Source organism: Alcaligenes sp. DN25 (genome assembly GCF_023674485.1).
In the GTDB taxonomy this organism is placed as follows: domain Bacteria; phylum Pseudomonadota; class Gammaproteobacteria; order Burkholderiales; family Burkholderiaceae_B; genus Alcaligenes; species Alcaligenes phenolicus.
On record NZ_CP098408.1, the window covers coordinates 3,841,195 to 3,858,269 of the forward strand.

Sequence of the window (17,075 nt, forward strand, 5' to 3'; positions counted from 1 at the left end):
CGACTGGAATCTCCTACCATGATGGTGCTCTACTCTGGAACAACTTGCCCATTCTCACAGCGCTGCCGTTTCGTGTTGTTTGAAAAAGGCATGGATTTCGAGATCCGCGACATCGACTTGTACAACAAGCCTGAAGATATCGCCGTCATGAACCCCTACGGACAGGTGCCGATCCTGGTAGAACGTGACCTGATCTTGTACGAATCGAACATCATCAATGAATACATTGATGAGCGTTTCCCGCATCCTCAGCTGATGCCTGCGGACCCCACCATGCGCGCCCGCACACGCCTGTTCCTGTACAACTTCGAAAAGGAACTGTTTGTGCACGTGGCCGCCCTGGAAGACCGCCGCAACGCAGATGCCAAGGCACAAGAACTGGCCCGTCAACAAATCCGCAACCACCTGTCGCAGCTGGCTCCCATCTTGCTGAAGAACAAGTACATGCTGGGCGAAGAGTTCTCCATGCTGGACGTGGCGATCGCTCCCCTGCTCTGGCGCCTGGACCACTACGGTATCGAACTGCCCAAGAGCGCTGCTCCTGTGCAAAAGTACGCCGAGCGCGTGTTCTCGCGTCCTGCTTACATTGAAGCACTGACTCCTTCCGAAAAAGTCATGCGTCGCTAATCCACTATGCAAGAAACCTCGACCAAGCCTTACCTGCTGCGCGCTCTACATGAATGGTGTTCCGACCACGGATACACCCCACACATCGTGGTCACGGTAGACGCCAACACGGTTGTTCCACGCGGCCATATTCAGGATGGACAAATCACCCTGAATATCGGACATCTGGCCACCAATGGCCTGATCCTGGGCAACGACTACATTGAATTCCAGGCCCGCTTTGGCGGCGTCACGGAAGACATTTTCGTACCCGTGGCAGCTGTATCGGCCATTTACGCACGCGAAACAGGCGCTGGTATGGGTTTTGAGGTGGTGGAGTCCGAGCCTTACGCAGAAGGTGACACACCGGACGCCGCTCCTGAAGCTGCACCGGAAGCTCCCGCTGCCAAGAAAGACGCTGACAAGGTCTCGCACCTGAAGATCGTCAAATAAGGCGCGTTCGACGCAGACAAAAATAGAGCCCCGCATGGGGCTCTATTTATTTGGGTTCCAAGCTCGGCATTCACCCTAGCTTTGGCTTTAGCTTGGCTTGGCTTGGCTTGGCTTGGCTTGGCTTGGCTTGGCAGATCAGTATCAGCTGCTTAAACCACCTCAGGGAATACTCAGCCACCTAACGCCACTGAAAATATTTCCCGAACCTCCAGCCCACCATCTACCCTTGTACTGCCTCCGCTTGATTACGGCGACGTCCAGCCGCCACACGCCACTCCAGCAGACTCTTGAGCATCACAGACACAATCGCGAATACCGCCAGCAGCGCAGCCGCTGTAAAGGCCGCTGCAGCCTTGTTATCGTTGTTCAGCTGATCCACCAGCAAGGACAAGGTCAAAGTCTGATTCATGATGGTGCCCGACACCACGGACACGGCCCCAAACTCCCCAATCGCACGGGCATTGGTCAACACCACGCCATAGAGCAAGGCCCATTTGATATCCGGCAGCGTCACATGCCAGAAGATCTGCCAGCCATTGGCGCCCAGACTTAGAGCCGCCGCCTGTGCATCCGAGCCCTGAGCCTGCATGATGGGAATCAGGATACGAGCCACATAAGGCGTCGTCACAAAGATAGTGACCATCAAGATACCCGGCCAGGCGAACATCAACTGAATATCACGCGCGCTTAGCCATTGCCCCAGGGACGACTCCACACCGTAGACCACCAGGTAACACAGGCCCGCCACCACCGGAGAGACCGCGTAAGGCAAATCCACCAAGGTACTTAGCAGACGACGACCACGGAACTGGTAATGCGTCAGACACCAGGCCAGCAAGATGCCAAAGACCATATTCAGGGGCACCGTCAGCACCGCCACAAACAGAGTCAACCCGATGGCATGCAGCATATAGTCCTCTTGCAGATTGCTCCACAAGGCAGGCAAACCATCGCCCAAGGCTTTGGAGAAAATCAGTACCAAGGGGACTACCAGCAGCCCCAGCACCAACACAATGCCCAAGGCCAAAATCAGGCGGTCTGCCGTGCTTTTAGGTGTTTTTCTCATGGTGCCCTCCGCTGCCAGCCTAATAGACGATTCTGCACCATCTGCAAGGTGAACAAGAGCAGCAAGGATGCGATCAAGATCACCGAGGCAATCGCGGCAGCGGCCGGGTAATTGAACTCTTGCAGCCGCACAAAAATCATCAGGGACGACACTTCAGTTTTGAAGGGAATATTGCCCGCAATCATGATGACTGCGCCAAACTCACCCAGGCTACGAATAAAAGCTTGAGACGCTCCAGTCACCAGAGCAGGAATCAGCGGTGGGAACACCACCTTGCTGAAGGTCTGCCAGCCACTGGCACCCAAGGTGTGGGCAACCTCTTCATACTCGGCACCCAGCTCTTCAATCACGGGCTGCACGATACGCACCACAAAGGGCAAACTGGTGAACGTCATGGCCAAAACAATACCGGGGTATTGATAAGCAACCTTCCAACCCTCCGGCAGAAACTGGCCAAACCAGCCACCAGGCACAAATAGCGTCGCCAAGGTCAAACCTGCTACCGACGTTGGCAAGGCAAACGGCAGGTCCACTAAAGCATCAATCAGACGGCGCCCCGGAAACTCAAAGCGCGTGATAATCCAGGCAATGATGAAGCCCACCACACTGGCAATCACAGTGGAGTAAAAAGCGGCACTGATCGTGACCTGATAACTGCTGACAACGCGTTTATCAGTCACCGCACGCCAGTAATCGGCCAGACTCATGTCACTGACGTACATGAACAAGGCCGACAAAGGCAGCAGCACAATAATGGACAGGTACAGGACGCTAAAGCCAAAGCTCAGTCCAAAACCCGGCATGACGGGGCGGCGCAGAAAGAAGATGGGCTTTAGCGCAGCCTTCGCCCCGGAATCCTGCGCCCCGCCCACAAGAGTACGACTCATGAATTACTTGGCCAGCAACTGGTCCAACACCCCGTTAGCAGCAAAGTGGCGGCTCTGGATGTCAGTCCAGGAACCCAGAACATCAGTAGGATTGATCAGCTTGACCGACGCGTACTTGGACTCGAACTCCTTGGCCACGGCAGGATCCGTCACACGGTAGTTGAAACCAGCCAGCAGGCGCTGAATCTCGGGGGTGTACTGGAACTTCAGATATTCGGTTGCTTCCTTGCGAGTGCCTTTCTGGTCGACCACACGGTCCACCACGGCTACCGGGAACTCGGCCAATACGCTGACAGGGGGCACCACCACTTCCAGCTCGCTGCCCTTGAACTCGTCGCTGGCAGCAATATTGATCACTTCGGATTCAAAGGTCAGCAAAACGTCGCCCTGACCATTCTGGGCAAACGCCACGGTCGCACCACGACCACCTGTGGGGAAGCTTTCTACATTCCCCAGCACCTTGCCGACAAACTCCTTGATCTTGGCTTCGTCACCGCCGAAAGCCTCATTGGCGTACAACCAGGACGCCAAATAGGTGTAGCGGGCATTACCCGAGGTCTTGGGGTTCGGGAACACCAGCTTCACATCGTCACGCACAAGATCGTCCCAGGACTTGATGTTCTTGGGATTGCCCTTGCGCACCAGAAAAGCGATGGTGCTGTAGTAAGGCGAGCTGTTGTTCGGGAACTTGCTGGCCCAGTCCTTGGCCACCGCGCCGCGCTCGGCCAGGAATTCAATATCAGTAACCTGGTTGAAGGTGACAGTGTCTACTTTCTTGCCCTGAATAATGTCCTGGGCCTGACGGGAGGTGCCTGCAAACGACTGGTCAATCTTGATGTCTTCACCAGTCGTCGCTTTCCAGTGTTCAACAAACTTGGGATTGATCGCCGCAAAGGTCTCGCGCGCCACGTCAAACGAGGCGTTTAGCAAAGAAACTTGGGCACTGGCCGTGCCACCCAGCAAAGACGCCAACAACAAGGCAGAGCCAACAACAGACTTCAATTTCATGGTGTTCCCCAAAGGTCCCGGACGCGGCCTTCGGAGCCCGTCACTGATGTTCAATCGCGTGCTATCTATATAAGCGCAGCTTGGATAGATCAGATTATGGGTAGGGGAAAAGGCATTTAAAACGACATTTTCATCATGCTCTTATAACCAGAACCTACTTACTGGCCGAGCCTGTGAGTCTTGGGCAACAGCACTATTTTTCTGGTGATTGCTTCTTCTCAAAAATTCCGGCTATAATCATCAATTCGCCGGCTTAGCTCAGTTGGTAGAGCAGCGCACTTGTAATGCGAAGGTCGAGGGTTCAACTCCTTTAGCCGGCACCACGAATAAAACAAAACGCCAAGCTTTCAAAAGCTTGGCGTTTTGTTTTTTGCTGCTTTATCTATCTGGCTAATCGAGCTCGGGGCCATATTGACCCGCGCCCCATCACCCTACTCTTGGCACTGTCGGGCCTTTTCCTTTGGCCAGCGAAAACGCATTTCACTTGGGTCTACCTGAGCCCTGGCGCCAATGTTGAATATTAACGTCAAAGATGGCCGATCGCGAACGCCGTGAAGTTTGACCGTTTTTTGATCTCTACCAAATGCAGCGGTCTTACCCCCATTGCCAGCAACCGGACTTTGGCTACTTGGCAAGGGGCAACTTCCTTACTCCAGCTCCAACTTCACGTCTTGGGCAAGTTTTTTCCAGGCCTCATTGTCCTGCTTGATAAACGCCTCTGCCTGCGAAGGGCTCAGGGCACTGGTAACCGCACCGGCAGTCTCCAGGGTGGGCTTAAGCTCGTCCGAGGACATGATTTCGTTGATCTTGGCATTGAGCACCTGCAAGGTGTCATCTGCCAATCCTTTAGGTGCAAGCACACCATACCATTGCGTTGCTTCGTATCTCGCCACGCCCGCCTCCTGCATAGTTAGCACGTCGGGCAAGCTCGCCAATCGAACGCTTGAAGTCACCGCATAGACCTTCAAGCGCCCCTCTTGGATTTGGGGTAGCAACGGTGCCACACCCAGCATTCCTAAGGGCACTTGGTTACCGACTACGTCGGAGATCGCCTGCCCGCCCCCTTTGTAAGGGATGTGGGTCATCTTGGCGCCTGTCAGGTGGCTCAAAAGCTCGCCGGCCAGATGCTGGGAGGAGCCCAAGCCGGAGGTGGCATAACTCCATTGATCCGGATTAGCTTTCACAGCTTGTAACAACGAAGCCAGGTCTGGCTGAGCAGTGGATACGGGTCCCACCAGAGCCATAGGCCCACGCGCCAGCACGGCGACCGCTGCCATATCGCGTCCCACTTCGGGCAGGGGGCGCGCGGACAAGGCGGGGCCGGGGATCGTGATCAACGTATAGCCATCGGGTGCCGCCTTGCTGACATGCAATAGCGCAATCGCTCCGGCAGCGCCAGGCCGATTTTCAACAACGATGGTCTGTCCTAACTCGTCCTCCAGCCGGCGAGCAACTTGGCGTGTTAACGCATCTATGCTTCCGCCTGCGACGAACCCCACCACCCACGTAATCGGCTTTGCCTGAGGCCAGGCAAGCTGTTCATTGGCCAGCGCCTGAGAGACCACCCCCGTGGCGATTGTCGCAGCCAGAGTCCATCTTTGAATGCTTTTTCTCATGAATGACTCCTTGATCGCCCGATCAATCGTCCGTACCGGGACGGGTGTTGGGATACTGCACACAGCTGTCGTTGAACTGTTTGACCATGCGCAAGATCGGATTGAATGCCCAAGTGTTAAAAACCGATACGTCGTGCTCTTCCTTAGGATCTCGGATCAAATTGAACAAATAGGGAGACTCGAGTTTGCCTTTACTTTCATTGACTTCGGGCTCCCAGTAGAAATGCAGCTTCCATTCCCGCCACTTCACGGCCCGCAACGTGTCCTTGATGTAAAACAGAAAACCCTCGCGAGCGGACTTACTTTGCTTGCCGCACAAAAAATCAAGCTGGTTAACCCCGTCTATCGGCCGATCCTGTGGAATAGCGGCGCCTGCAACGTGGGCTAACGTGGTGTAAATGTCCGTGACATGCACGATCTCGTTGCTGACGATATCCGCAGCGATCTTGCCGGGCCAACGGGCAATGAACGGCACGCGCAGACTACCCTCCATTGCAGTGTGATACGTTCCACGCCAGGGCCCAGCCGTGCCGCGGTAGGGTTGACGAAACTCGGGGCCGTTATCGCTGCAGAAAATAAGCAGTGTGTTCTCGGCAATACCCAACCTGTCTACCTGATCGATCACTTGGCCGACACGAAAATCCATTTCCGCCATGGAGTCGGCAAACTCTCCCTGACCGGTACGCCCGACAAAATCCGGATGCGCCAAGGTCGGAAAGTGCAAGTGAACCAAAGGGAGATACAGGAAAAAAGGCGTGCCCTGTGCATGATTGCGTGCCATGAAATCCAGGGAGTGTGCCACCAGTTCTGCATCGATCTGGCGGCGTGCCGCCAGATCATATTCTTTCACTTGGATGGACGACTCGCCTACCTTGCCCTGCATGATATGCGGCAAAGGCGCCACCGAGGGATCGTAGCCGATGGTGGCCGTGAACTGACTTTCGTCCGTTGTTCTAGGGATGCCGTACCATTCGTCAAAGCCGCGATCTGACGGATAGCGGCCAGCCACATCGCCCAAATGCCATTTGCCAAAATGGGCAGTCGCATACCCTTGGCCCGACAGCAATTGTGCCAGTGTGATTTCCCGGCGACTAATACCCTGCGGTAATCCGGCCGGCACTGATTGCAAGGCACCGGTGCGGATAGGATGGCGCCCTGTCATCAGTGCCGAGCGCGTCGGCACGCAATCACTTTCAACATTGTAGTTGTGCAGCAAAATGCCTTGCTTTGCCAGTGCATCAATGCGCGGCGTTGGGGCGCCACGTAAGGCTCCGCCTCCATAGCACCCCAGCTCCCCCCACCCAAGGTTGTCGGCCATGATCAAGACAATATTAGGCTGTGTCATCAGTTTGTCTCCTTATATTATTGAAGTAAAAACTTTATCTAAATCACTATTCTTCTCCATAACCAAAGAGTGAAAAATACATGACAATAAGGCATACTGAAATTTCCCCGAGGCAGCCGCGCTGACAGGGGCGAAACCCTGTACATACACTTTCAAGTCTGTCATGGCCTATTCATACAACGATCTTGCTTGCTTTCTGGCCGTCGTGGATCATGGTCAATTCAGCCGCGCGGCAGACGCCTTACAATTGACGCAACCAGCGGTCACTAAAATCATCCGACGTCTGGAGGCCGCAGTGGGTACGCCTCTGTTTCATCGCAGCAATCACGGCGTCGTATTGACGGTAGAAGGACTGCAGTTTCTGCCGCCCGCTCGCAGACTAGTCCAGCAGCATCTGGACTTGCAACGCGCCGCTAACGATATCCAAGCAGGGCATATTGGTCTGGTTCGCATAGGCCTGACACTGGCAACCTCGGCCAGTATCATTCCCCAAGCTATCGCAACACTGATTCGCCGTCGCCCCGGTTTACGCGTCAAGCTCGATGTGGACAAGTCAGCCCAGTTAACGCTCAAGCTGGACAATGGCGCGCTCGATCTCATCATCATCCCGAACTACGATCCCATCGCGCAGATCACCCACCAGACTGACTTGGGCAGCGATGAACTCGTAGTGGCTGCACGGATCGGCCACCCTTTGGCGCTGGCGATCCAGCAATCGCGCCAGCCCATTGACCTTGCACAGACACTGGCCTACGGTTGGGCGTTGCCCAGCCGGGGGGACAAGGCCAGAGATCACATCGAATCTTGCCATCACTCCCTGGGGCTGGCTCCCCCTAAGGTCATACTTGAAATTCAACACAATATCGAAGCTGTCATCGACATCTTGGCCCATACGGATCTGCTGTGTTTTATTCCGACGCAGATTTTGCGAAAAGCCCAAGATCGCCTGGAAAAACTGCCGCTTAACGAGTTGAGCTTGCAACGTCGATGGCTGGCCATCCATCGTCTTGATTCCCCATGCAGCGCTCTGATGCTCGACCTGCTGACGCTCTTGCAAACCGTTCCACACAAACGACTATAGGCATTTGAGAGACAGCACCATCTAACTGGGTGCCCATCCCTCATATTGGGGCAAGTCATCCCCAATCTCATGCCACGAGGCTTTTGAGCCCACGAAAACGTGACAAGTGGGCCGCAGACCCGGGTCATCGTCCAACACCCCTAACGCCAAGCCCAGCTCTTCTGGTTTTTGATCGAATTTAGTCAGAATATTTGATCCGCACTGGGAGCAAAAACCCCGGCGCTCTCCTGGCGATGACTCATAAAACCGCAGCAGCTCCTGACCGCAACGCCAATGAAACTCCTGGGTCTTGACCTTGCCCCGCGCCCTGAACGCAGACCCATGCGACTTGCGACACATGCTGCAATGGCAATAGAGCAGGTTCGTAATGGAGCCAGTAATCTCAAAGACCACGCCTTGGCAAAGACAGCTTCCTTTCACAAGCCATACCTCCGAAGAGTAAATTTCTCGCCGCGGATTGCAGCGGGCGTCGGATACCTTACTCGATAGAGCATACAAGACATTGGGCCAGATCCTCCGGACATGCAGCCCCTAGCAGGACCATCGTCCGCTCCAGCTCCTGAGCGACCAAGCCCAACACGTCAGAGACACCCTGCTCGCCACCTTGTGCCAAACCGTAAGCGACAGCACGTCCCAGGAATGCACCCGTCGCCCCACAAGCGATGGCTTTGGCGACATCGGCACCACGCCGAAAGCCGCTATCGATAAACACCGGCATCTGCGTTTGGATGATCTCCATGATGTGCGGGAGAACGCTGATTGTTGAAGGAGCACAGTCCAGTTGTCGGCCACCGTGATTGGACACAATCAGCCCATCGACACCGTAATGCAAGGCCTGACGTGCATCTTCAGAATGGAGCACACCTTTGACCAGCAACGGACCGTCCCACTTGGAACGTAGCCAGGAAACATCATCCCACACCAGACGACGGTCCATACTCCGTGCCAGCAAGGCCGCTTGCGCCTGGGCTGAACTGGCCCCTTCTGTAGGCATCAAGTTGACGAACTGGGGCTGTCCCGCCCAGGCTTGGCGCCACAACCAGCGCGGCTGCGAAGCCATATCCAGCAATAAGCGGGGGCCTGGACGGAACGGCAGTTTGAAGCCATGGCGTATGTCCTTTTCTCTATAGCCGCCTACAGGCACATCGACGGTCAAAACCAAGGCCTCGAACCCGGCTTGGCGGGCGCGATCCAGAATGGAGTTGGCCATGCCTCTGTCTTGCATCACATACAACTGCATCCAGCATGGGCCTTCACAGGCCTCACGCACTTGTTCCAAAGGGCTATTGGAGGCGGTGGACAAAATGTACGGCAAGCCCGCCTTGCCTGCGGCACGCGCCGCGTGCAGATCCCCACGTGGACGCACGACATCGATCAAGCCAACGGGAGCGACACCAAAAGGCGCAGCCCATCGGCGTCCAAAGACCTCTATTTCTGTTGATACCGCCGACGTATCACGCAGACTACGTGGCGATAAAGTCAGAGCCTGCAAATCTGCCTGATTGCGTGCCAGACAAAGCTCATCCTCCGCCCCGCCTGCGACATAATCATAGACAAAGCGTGGCAGGCTACTTTGAGCCGCTAACTGAAAATCCTGAATATTGAGCCGCATGATGCAAGCTGTCTCCCACCTGATGCCGGGCGTTCAAGACCCGATTCAATTTAATTGTTTAAGCATCAAGTATATAGTTGAAAGCACCGCTCCATGCAAAGAAAACACGTCTGTTTCTGCTCAGCCAAAGGAGAAAGTTTTGGCAAGAACAGGCGACCAATCTGACGACGGGCAAACGGTGGATCGTACAAGGGTCGACCAAAAAGATACACCGACACCTTGGCTAGCTAACTCCTGCTCTTCACGGACTTCTCACTAATACGACCCATCTCCAGATTCAGCACTTGGTCGTCAGTCGAAAACAGAGCCGTTATTCCAACCCTATAAATAGGGCAACTTCGTAACCTGGTGCTTAACAAGTACTCAACACTTTGCAAACCAGACAATACTGGCTAACACTTGCTCAGAAAGAAACAGCGGTTCAAGCCAGAAGCTTGAAACCGCTGCATTATTCCTGAGGCAGTCTTTACAATCTAACCGGCGTCACAAGACTGCCTTGCGTAACGAAACGCTCCACATTCTTCACCACCAGTTCGCACATGGCGGCTCGGGTTTCACGGGTTGCGCTCCCTACATGGGGTAGCACTACTACCCGCTCGTTACTCAGCAACGCGGCAGGCACATCGGGTTCGTTCTCGAACACATCCAGCCCGGCGCCGCCTAATTGGCCATTCTCAAGGGCCGCCACCAATGCTTTTTCATCCACCACAGACCCACGAGCGACGTTGATAAGGTAGCCGTTGGGCCCGAGAGCTTTCAAGACCTGGGCAGACACCAGATGATACGTTTCTGGGCTGCCTGGGCAAGCGACAATAAGGAAATCGCACCATTGCGCCAAAGCCAGCAATGAAGGTTCGTGCCGCCAAGGCAATTGGGGCTTCGCACTGCGTGTGTGATAGCGGATTTCCATATCAAAGCCGATCGCGCGACGTGCAATCGCCTGGCCTACTCGGCCCATGCCTAACATGCCCAGGCGCTTGCCACTGACCCGAGTGCTGGGCATGGTCGGGCCGACACGCGGCCAGTCGCCACGCCGGACATGACGGTCAGAGGCCGAAATGCCACGCACCACATCGATCAACAAACCAATAGCCAAGTCGGCCACACAATCGTTGAGAACATCCGGCGTATTGCTCAGCATCACCCCACGCGCACGGACGGCATCCAGGTCGATGGCATCGTAGCCAACGCCCAAGCTACAAATCGCTTTCAGGTTTGGCAAGGCATCAATCAGTGCCTTGTCTGCACCCTGCGTTCCGGTGGTGATCAGCACCGTGAATTCAGCTCCGTGCTCACGCAAGAACGCCGCTTGATCAGGCGCATCGCTCAGGGTTTCGACCGGGCACAAGGCGGGCAGTTTGCCCGCCAGCGGTGATGGCAAGGGGCAGGCTTGAAGAATTTTCTGGCTCATGGTCATCATTCGCTCGTAAAAACGTCGAAATCGACTTGTTTCAACAGTGCATTGCTCTGGCGTATGACATGCCCCGCAGCGGCGGCTTTACGGCGATAGGCCAACCAGCGGGGGTCAGCCTCCAAGGCATTACGACGGGCCTCTCGGTCAGCCATATCTTCGTATGCCCACAGGTGCACCACCTGATTCAACTCGCCCACTTCCGTGGTGTAGTAACCGTGGCAGGGGCCCAGATGCTCAATCTGTACGGCACGTCCTTCCGTCGCATACAAGGACAGGAAATCGCGCAGCAGGCCGGTGGGAATGGTGTAGGTTCTTTGGTCGATAATCATATTGCGATTCCGTTTTTATCCAAGGTATTTGGGCAAAAGCAGTGAGATGACCGGGAAGGCCAAAAGCACGGCCAGGCGGAAAACATCGGCTACCACGAAGGGAGTCACACCCCGATACAGCGTGCTCATCTTCACGTCGGGCAGCAGGCTTTTCAGGACCATCACGTTCATGCCCACGGGCGGGGTGATGAAGCTGATTTCCGTAACCACCACCACGATGATGCCGAACCAGATCAGGTCAAAGCCCAGGTGCTGCACCAAGGGGTAGAAAATAGGCACGGTCAGCAAGACCATGGACATACTTTCCAACACACTGCCCAGCACGATGTAAATCGCGCAAATCAGCAGAATCACCACGATCGGGCTCATATCGAACTGTTGCACCCAATCCTGCAAATCGCCAGGCATGGAGGTGAAGTTGATGAAGCTGGAAAACAGCAAGGCTCCGATCAGCACCATGAACAGCATCCCCGTGGTACGCGCCGACTCGACCAGCACGTTGGAAAGCACTTGCCAGGTCAAACGGCCACGCAACAGCGCGAACAGGAAGGCACCACACGCACCAATCCCCGCCGCTTCGGTAGAACTGAAGATCCCGCCGTAAATACCGCCCATGACGATGATGAACAGCACCAGCACGCCCCAGACATCGCGCAACGCAAGCAAACGCTCTTTCCAGCTCATGCGCTCGCCGGGAGGGCCCGCATTGGGGTCACGCCAGATCGTCCAGCGCACCGCCAGAAGATAGAAAATAATGGCCAGCAGGCCTGGCAAAATACCGGCAGCAAACATCTTGCCTATGCTTTGCTCGGTCAAGATGGCATAGACCACCATGACAATAGAGGGCGGAATCAGAATGCCCAGCGTGCCACCGGCAGCGATGGAACCGGAAGCCAGCGCACGGCTATAGCCCAGTCTGCGCATTTCCGGATAAGCCACCTTGGACATGGTGGCCGCTGTTGCCAGGCTGGAGCCACACACCGCACCAAAGCCACCACAGGCCACCACCGTAGACATGGCCAAACCGCCTTTACGATGGCCCAGGAAGGCATACGCCGCGGCATACAGTTCTTTGGACAACTTGGCTTGAGTAATGAAATTACCCATCAAGATGAACAGCGGCAGTACGGACAGCAAGTACTGAAAACCGCTTTCACGCACGACCGAGCCGGTCATGGCATAGGCAGAGGGCCAATTGCGCATGATGCCAACGCCAATAAAGCCCACCAGGGCCATGGAAAACGCCACCGGTACCCGCAGGAAGATCAAGAGGAGCATGGCTGCAAAGCCAATCAGTGCTTCAGTCATTCTGTGCCTCTTCTTCCAGATGGGCGGTGTCTGCGTTCAGATCCCGGCGAAGCTGAGCCAGCTCCACGATGGTGTTGACGAACAGCATGATGCTCATGAAATAAACAACCGGAGCCAATGGCAGCCCCAGCAAAGTGGTCTGATCCAGGTATTCGGCCGCCGACTCGGCTTGTGTCCAGCTGACCATGGCCAGCAAGGCACTGATTCCAGCAGCCAGCAGGTGGCTGGTGACATGGACTACACGGACACCCTTCTCCCCACCCGGAATAGGCACTAAATCAACAACAACGTGTTCACGCTCCATGGTGGCAAACACGATGCCGCAGAAAATGACACCTACCATCAATATTTCGGTCAGCTCTACCGCCCCCATGACCGATACGTTGAAAATGTAGCGCCCTAATACATCAGCCAGAGTCAGCAAGGCCAGCGAGACCATGCATAACTCGGTCAAACGTCGAAGACCCGCTCTTAATAAAGAGAGAATGGAGTTCATGCTTTGTAGCTCCGGGACTGCTGGCGCACGAGGCGCACAGCAGGTTCAAGACAGTCTGCGTGTGCTGATCAATTCGCGCTTTCCCGCTGCTTCAGGTCGGCACGGAACTCGGCCAGTACAGCAGGCCCGTCTATGCCCTTGGCCTTGGCGGCATCCAGCCATGCCTGCTCGAAGGATGCCGTGCGCTCTTTAACGGCGGCGATCAGCTCATCGCTGGCAGGGTGAAACTGCACCTTGTGCTCTTCCAGGATCTTCATGGCGGCCACGTCTGCATCCCCCCAGGCCTTGCCGCCCAGGCGAGCAATATGCTCACCGGACAGGCTCATCAGAATCTCGCGGTCTTTTTCAGACAAACGATCAAAGGCGCTCGGGTTCATGATGATGCCGTGCAGATCCGCATAGAGGCCACCGGGAAAAACCGTGGCGTGCTTGACCACCGTATCCAGGCGGAAAGAGGCCACAGACTCGGGCGGGAACAGCACGCCGTCCACCACGCCAGTGCTCAGCAGCTCATACGATTCGGAGGCGGGCTTCACAACCGCGTTCACCTTCAGGGCCTTGGACAAGTCGGCCTGCATGCCACCACCAATGCGCAGCTTCAGGCCCTCGAAGTCGGCAATGTTCTGTACCTGCTTGTCAGTGGTGTAGACGCTGCCTGGGCCATGACCATAAATGCCTAGCAATTTGATACCGCGATGCTCTTTGGCATCTTGCAGGTACTTGCTATAGATGTCCCAGGCCGCCAGCGAAGTAGACTCGGCGCTATTGCCCGAGAACGGCAGCATGGCAAACTTCATCAAATCAAAATTGCCGGGGTAATAGGAGTAGGAAATAAAGGCCAGATCCACAATCCCATTGCGTACCGCATCCAGGTGCCCAACCGGGTTGGTCACGGCCTTGGTCAGAAAGTTGATCTTGACGCGCCCTTCAGTGGCCTGCTCCACCTCTTTGGCCCAGGGCTTCATGAAGTTCGCCACCAGCACATGCGTTTGCGGAATCCAGGCAGAGAAAGTCAGCTCCACAGGCTTGTCCGCTTTTGCGGGACCAGCTGCCACTGCCAGGCTGGTTAAGGCCATACCCAACAGGCGAGAAATCCATCGGTTCTTCATGGGGAAATCCTTTTTTGGTGGTAGATCGTTATAGGTATAGTTAGCCAGGCCCGTCAGGAGACAAGGGCCTGCTCAATCAAGGTTTCGGCATCGCCGTCATGGTGCATACCCAACTGCGTGGCGATTGCCGTTGTCAAAGGCGGCCACTGGGCAAACTGCTGGTCAAACTGAGGGTTGGACTGAAAGCTCAATCCCGCATCGGCCTCCCGGCCATAGCGGGATTTGGCAGCCTGTACCAGGTCTGCCACCTGAAGACGCTGGGCGGGAAGATTCCACACTCGGCTAGCGGGCAAGCGAGCGGCTTCCAGGCTCGCTGTTGTCAGAAGGTGCCGCACACAGGCGGGCAAGGAAAGCAGCCAGATCCAGCCTTGGGGGCCGATGGGGCACTCGTAAGTGCTTCCAGCAGCCAAGGCATGGATCAAAGAGCTGGCAAATGAAGACAAGGCTGTTTCAGCAGTCATGGGGCGGGCAACCACAGTAGGCAAGCGAACCGAGCGGCCATCCAGAAAACCCCGGCGGCTGTAATCGGCAAGCAGCAGTTCCACCATCCGCTTCTGCGTCCCGTAACTTAAAGTGGGTGCGACGGGCGTGTTGTCATCCACATGCTGGGGCAGTGGCGTACCAAAGACACCGATACTGCTGGCATACACCACAACGGGACACTGGCCTTGCTGTCGCAGATGCTCAAACAAGCCTATCGTGCCGTCTATATTGACGCGCAAACCCAGTGCAAAATTCTCTTCAGCCAGCCGACTGGTCACCGAGGCCAGATGGAAAACCGTGTCGGGTGCTGGCCTTAGCACCGCCTCCAGCACGGCTTTATCGGACAAGTCACCACTAATGCAGCGCAGCCCAGGCAGATGGTGATAGCCTTGCTCTTCAAAATCCAGATCCGTCAGCGTCAGGCTTTGAATCTCTTTGGCTTCAAGCAGTTTGGCCGCCGCACGAGCAAGCGCTTGACCGATGTAGCCGTTGGCGCCGGTAATCAAGACGTGCTTCATGGCTTATCTCCCGGCAGCCTGCATGCAAGCAGCATCACGCTGACGTGGCGCAGCCAGCACACCACGATCACGCAAGGGCTGGCACCAAGCCAAACCTTCTGAAGGCAAGCCGCGAGGCTGATACTCGCAACCCAGCCAACTGTCGTAAGCCAAGGCGGGCAAAGCGGCTACGCCTGCCAGCAAATCATGCTGTGCAATATCAGGCTCGTAGCGACCATCGGCACCCGCGATCTGCACATAGCCAATCCAGGGAGCACAGGTCGCCACGCTGGACGGGACATCCAGGCTTTCTTTGACGCAGTGGTAGTAATCAAACTGCAGACGCAGGCGCGGGGAATTGAAATGCTGGAGCACCTCAATGACCTGCTCGGGCAAATAATAGAAATACCCGGCCATATCGCTGCGGTTGAGCGCTTCCAGCGTCAGCACCAGATCATCCGCTTCAGCCAAGGCCAAAGCCTGTTCCAGATTGCCAAGCAGTGCAGCCCGGCAATCTTCCTGCGCGAAGGGGCTGACATCGCCCGCCATCACATGGATACGGCGGCAGCCGGTAGCCTGTGCCACAGCACGGGCGCGATCAAAAGCTTCCTGGAACTGTACCTGTGCGCCGGGAATGGCCGCCCAGCCCAACCTGCCCTGCCCCTCGCCTATCGGCGTATTGATCAGTGTCAGTTCCAGCTTGGCGGCTTGCAACTGACTGGCGTACCAGCCGGGTGCATAGTCATAGGGCAGTAAAATCTCGACGCCCTGAAAACCGTCAGCCGCTGCAGCCTCGAAACGTTCGCTCCAATCCAGATGCCGATACAACCAGCTGAGATTAGCGGATAGTTGCATGGGGCCGCCTGTCTTATGCGTCTATCTGGCGAAGGAAGGCATCACGCTGCTCAGGCAGCACAACGCTGACCAAGGCAGACACTTCGGCCTGACCCAAACCCATGGCGCTTGCCACGCGCAACATTTGCTGCACGCTGGCCGCAACCGGCATAGGCGCACCGCTTTGTTGAGCATTGGCGATCAAGGTATCGATATCCTTGAGCATGGTGGACAGCGCACCGATGCTTTTTGCCTGGGCTTCTATCATGCGCGGAGCAAAGATCTGCAAAGGCTTGGAATCCGCCCAACCGCCCGCCAGCGCGGGTGCCAGCTTGTCCACATTGATGTTATTGCGCTGGGCAAAGCCAATGGCTTCGGCCAACGCCGCAATCGAGGTCGCCACGATGGCCTGGTTGCACAGCTTGGTCGCCTGCCCGGTACCGGAAGGCCCCATATGCGTAATATTGCCGGCATAGGCGCGCATGGCGGCCTCGGCTTCAGCCATATGGGTTTCACTGCCGCCCGTCATGATGGCCAGCGTACCGGCCTCCACACCTGGAATACCGCCAGACACCGGAGCATCAATCCAGTCCGCTCCGCAACTTTCCAGCAAACGGGCGGCCAATTTGCGTGTGGCCTCAGGGTCAATACTGGAATGATCCACCAGCCATTTAAGGCCCACAGCCTGAGCAATCCCGTCCGCACCGAACACCACGGCCTCGGCAGCCTTGGCATCAAACAGGCATAACAAGACGCCGTCGGTGCCTTCAGCCGCTTCACGTGGCGTGCCCACAATCTGCGCGCCGAGCGCTGCCAGCGGCTCGGCCTTTTCCCGGGAGCGATTCCAGACTTTGACCTCGTGACCCGCTTTCAGCAGGCGCTGCACCATGGCAGCACCCATCAATCCCAAACCGCAAAAACCGAGTTTCAT

General features: G+C 56.1%; 18 protein-coding genes and 1 tRNA gene. 4 read left to right on the plus strand and 15 right to left on the minus strand.

Annotation, left to right across the window (positions count from 1 at the left end; genetic code table 11):
• The first annotated feature begins 18 nt into the window (after positions 1-18).
• Both NBV64_RS17695 and NBV64_RS17700 read left to right on the plus strand, forming a co-directional pair.
• Entirely contained in the window at positions 19-627 is a 609-nt protein-coding gene (locus NBV64_RS17695) for a glutathione S-transferase N-terminal domain-containing protein (protein WP_009455466.1), read from the plus strand.
• 6 nt (positions 628-633) lie between these two features.
• Positions 634-1,059 carry a ClpXP protease specificity-enhancing factor gene (locus NBV64_RS17700; RefSeq protein WP_009455465.1) on the plus strand — a complete coding sequence of 142 codons (426 nt, stop codon included), beginning with the start codon at positions 634-636 and terminating at the stop codon, positions 1,057-1,059.
• A gap of 220 nt (positions 1,060-1,279) precedes the next feature.
• Here the strand turns inward: NBV64_RS17700 and cysW are convergent, their stop codons facing one another.
• From cysW to cysP, 3 genes are read right to left on the minus strand one after another with little or no spacing between them, the layout of a single operon-like run.
• On the minus strand, positions 1,280-2,125 hold the full coding sequence (cysW, locus tag NBV64_RS17705; RefSeq protein WP_051316283.1) for a sulfate ABC transporter permease subunit CysW: 846 nt from the start codon (positions 2,123-2,125) through the stop codon (positions 1,280-1,282).
• Positions 2,122-3,012 carry a sulfate ABC transporter permease subunit CysT gene (gene cysT, locus NBV64_RS17710; RefSeq protein WP_051359144.1) on the minus strand — a complete coding sequence of 297 codons (891 nt, stop codon included), beginning with the start codon at positions 3,010-3,012 and terminating at the stop codon, positions 2,122-2,124. The genes cysW and cysT overlap by 4 nt, the downstream gene beginning before the upstream one ends.
• A gap of 3 nt (positions 3,013-3,015) precedes the next feature.
• The gene (gene cysP, locus NBV64_RS17715) at positions 3,016-4,020 is read right to left on the minus strand and encodes a thiosulfate ABC transporter substrate-binding protein CysP (protein ID WP_250756258.1); all 1,005 of its coding nucleotides are present in this window, start codon (positions 4,018-4,020) and stop codon (positions 3,016-3,018) included.
• Positions 4,021-4,267: 247 nt separating this feature from the next.
• Between cysP and NBV64_RS17720 the strand changes: the two genes are divergently transcribed.
• Positions 4,268-4,343: transfer RNA gene (locus NBV64_RS17720), tRNA-Thr, on the plus strand.
• Between the two features lie 324 nt (positions 4,344-4,667).
• Here NBV64_RS17720 and NBV64_RS17725 read toward each other — a convergent pair.
• The gene (locus tag NBV64_RS17725) at positions 4,668-5,636 is read right to left on the minus strand and encodes a Bug family tripartite tricarboxylate transporter substrate binding protein (RefSeq protein ID WP_250756259.1); all 969 of its coding nucleotides are present in this window, start codon (positions 5,634-5,636) and stop codon (positions 4,668-4,670) included.
• Between the two features lie 22 nt (positions 5,637-5,658).
• Positions 5,659-6,981 carry an arylsulfatase gene (locus NBV64_RS17730; protein ID WP_250756260.1) on the minus strand — a complete coding sequence of 441 codons (1,323 nt, stop codon included), beginning with the start codon at positions 6,979-6,981 and terminating at the stop codon, positions 5,659-5,661.
• A 163-nt stretch (positions 6,982-7,144) separates the two neighbouring features.
• Here NBV64_RS17730 and NBV64_RS17735 point away from each other — a divergent pair, with 163 nt between their 5' ends.
• Positions 7,145-8,062: a LysR family transcriptional regulator gene (locus NBV64_RS17735; RefSeq protein ID WP_250756261.1), complete on the plus strand. Its 918-nt coding sequence runs from the start codon at positions 7,145-7,147 to the stop codon at positions 8,060-8,062.
• 21 nt (positions 8,063-8,083) lie between these two features.
• Here the strand turns inward: NBV64_RS17735 and NBV64_RS17740 are convergent, their stop codons facing one another.
• The 10 genes from NBV64_RS17740 to NBV64_RS17785 form a co-directional block, all read right to left on the minus strand.
• Entirely contained in the window at positions 8,084-8,482 is a 399-nt protein-coding gene (locus NBV64_RS17740; protein WP_250756262.1) for a GFA family protein, read from the minus strand.
• Positions 8,483-8,540: 58 nt separating this feature from the next.
• Positions 8,541-9,674, minus strand: a complete 1,134-nt coding sequence (locus tag NBV64_RS17745) for an alpha-hydroxy acid oxidase (protein ID WP_250756263.1) — start codon at positions 9,672-9,674, stop codon at positions 8,541-8,543.
• 466 nt (positions 9,675-10,140) lie between these two features.
• Positions 10,141-11,091, minus strand: a complete 951-nt coding sequence (locus NBV64_RS17750) for a 2-hydroxyacid dehydrogenase (RefSeq protein WP_250757268.1) — start codon at positions 11,089-11,091, stop codon at positions 10,141-10,143.
• Positions 11,091-11,417, minus strand: coding sequence for an NIPSNAP family protein (locus NBV64_RS17755; RefSeq protein ID WP_009455446.1), 327 nt, complete (start codon positions 11,415-11,417; stop codon positions 11,091-11,093). The genes NBV64_RS17750 and NBV64_RS17755 overlap by 1 nt, the downstream gene beginning before the upstream one ends.
• Positions 11,418-11,432: 15 nt before the next feature.
• On the minus strand, positions 11,433-12,725 hold the full coding sequence (locus NBV64_RS17760) for a TRAP transporter large permease (protein WP_009455444.1): 1,293 nt from the start codon (positions 12,723-12,725) through the stop codon (positions 11,433-11,435).
• Entirely contained in the window at positions 12,718-13,221 is a 504-nt protein-coding gene (locus NBV64_RS17765) for a TRAP transporter small permease (protein ID WP_235332453.1), read from the minus strand. The genes NBV64_RS17760 and NBV64_RS17765 overlap by 8 nt, the downstream gene beginning before the upstream one ends.
• A gap of 68 nt (positions 13,222-13,289) precedes the next feature.
• Positions 13,290-14,330, minus strand: coding sequence for a TRAP transporter substrate-binding protein (locus tag NBV64_RS17770; protein ID WP_021447249.1), 1,041 nt, complete (start codon positions 14,328-14,330; stop codon positions 13,290-13,292).
• Positions 14,331-14,383: 53 nt separating this feature from the next.
• Positions 14,384-15,331, minus strand: a complete 948-nt coding sequence (locus tag NBV64_RS17775; protein ID WP_250756264.1) for an NAD-dependent epimerase/dehydratase family protein — start codon at positions 15,329-15,331, stop codon at positions 14,384-14,386.
• A gap of 3 nt (positions 15,332-15,334) precedes the next feature.
• On the minus strand, positions 15,335-16,165 hold the full coding sequence (locus NBV64_RS17780; protein ID WP_250756265.1) for a hydroxypyruvate isomerase family protein: 831 nt from the start codon (positions 16,163-16,165) through the stop codon (positions 15,335-15,337).
• Positions 16,166-16,178: 13 nt separating this feature from the next.
• On the minus strand, positions 16,179-17,075 hold the full coding sequence (locus NBV64_RS17785) for an NAD(P)-dependent oxidoreductase (protein WP_250756266.1): 897 nt from the start codon (positions 17,073-17,075) through the stop codon (positions 16,179-16,181).

Excerpts from the sequence above, each read along its gene's own strand:
- NBV64_RS17695 (WP_009455466.1), top strand. The coding sequence starts at position 19 with ATGATGGTGCTCTACTCTGGAACAACTTGCCCATTCTCACAGCGCTGC.
- NBV64_RS17700 (WP_009455465.1), top strand. The coding sequence starts at position 634 with ATGCAAGAAACCTCGACCAAGCCTTACCTGCTGCGCGCTCTACATGAA.
- cysW (WP_051316283.1), bottom strand. The coding sequence starts at position 2,125 with ATGAGAAAAACACCTAAAAGCACGGCAGACCGCCTGATTTTGGCCTTG.
- cysT (WP_051359144.1), bottom strand. The coding sequence starts at position 3,012 with ATGAGTCGTACTCTTGTGGGCGGGGCGCAGGATTCCGGGGCGAAGGCT.
- cysP (WP_250756258.1), bottom strand. The coding sequence starts at position 4,020 with ATGAAATTGAAGTCTGTTGTTGGCTCTGCCTTGTTGTTGGCGTCTTTG.
- NBV64_RS17725 (WP_250756259.1), bottom strand. The coding sequence starts at position 5,636 with ATGAGAAAAAGCATTCAAAGATGGACTCTGGCTGCGACAATCGCCACG.
- NBV64_RS17730 (WP_250756260.1), bottom strand. The coding sequence starts at position 6,981 with ATGACACAGCCTAATATTGTCTTGATCATGGCCGACAACCTTGGGTGG.
- NBV64_RS17735 (WP_250756261.1), top strand. The coding sequence starts at position 7,145 with ATGGCCTATTCATACAACGATCTTGCTTGCTTTCTGGCCGTCGTGGAT.
- NBV64_RS17745 (WP_250756263.1), bottom strand. The coding sequence starts at position 9,674 with ATGCGGCTCAATATTCAGGATTTTCAGTTAGCGGCTCAAAGTAGCCTG.
- NBV64_RS17750 (WP_250757268.1), bottom strand. The coding sequence starts at position 11,091 with ATGACCATGAGCCAGAAAATTCTTCAAGCCTGCCCCTTGCCATCACCG.
- NBV64_RS17755 (WP_009455446.1), bottom strand. The coding sequence starts at position 11,417 with ATGATTATCGACCAAAGAACCTACACCATTCCCACCGGCCTGCTGCGC.
- NBV64_RS17760 (WP_009455444.1), bottom strand. The coding sequence starts at position 12,725 with ATGACTGAAGCACTGATTGGCTTTGCAGCCATGCTCCTCTTGATCTTC.
- NBV64_RS17765 (WP_235332453.1), bottom strand. The coding sequence starts at position 13,221 with ATGAACTCCATTCTCTCTTTATTAAGAGCGGGTCTTCGACGTTTGACC.
- NBV64_RS17770 (WP_021447249.1), bottom strand. The coding sequence starts at position 14,330 with ATGAAGAACCGATGGATTTCTCGCCTGTTGGGTATGGCCTTAACCAGC.
- NBV64_RS17775 (WP_250756264.1), bottom strand. The coding sequence starts at position 15,331 with ATGAAGCACGTCTTGATTACCGGCGCCAACGGCTACATCGGTCAAGCG.
- NBV64_RS17780 (WP_250756265.1), bottom strand. The coding sequence starts at position 16,165 with ATGCAACTATCCGCTAATCTCAGCTGGTTGTATCGGCATCTGGATTGG.
- NBV64_RS17785 (WP_250756266.1), bottom strand. The coding sequence starts at position 17,075 with ATGAAACTCGGTTTTTGCGGTTTGGGATTGATGGGTGCTGCCATGGTG.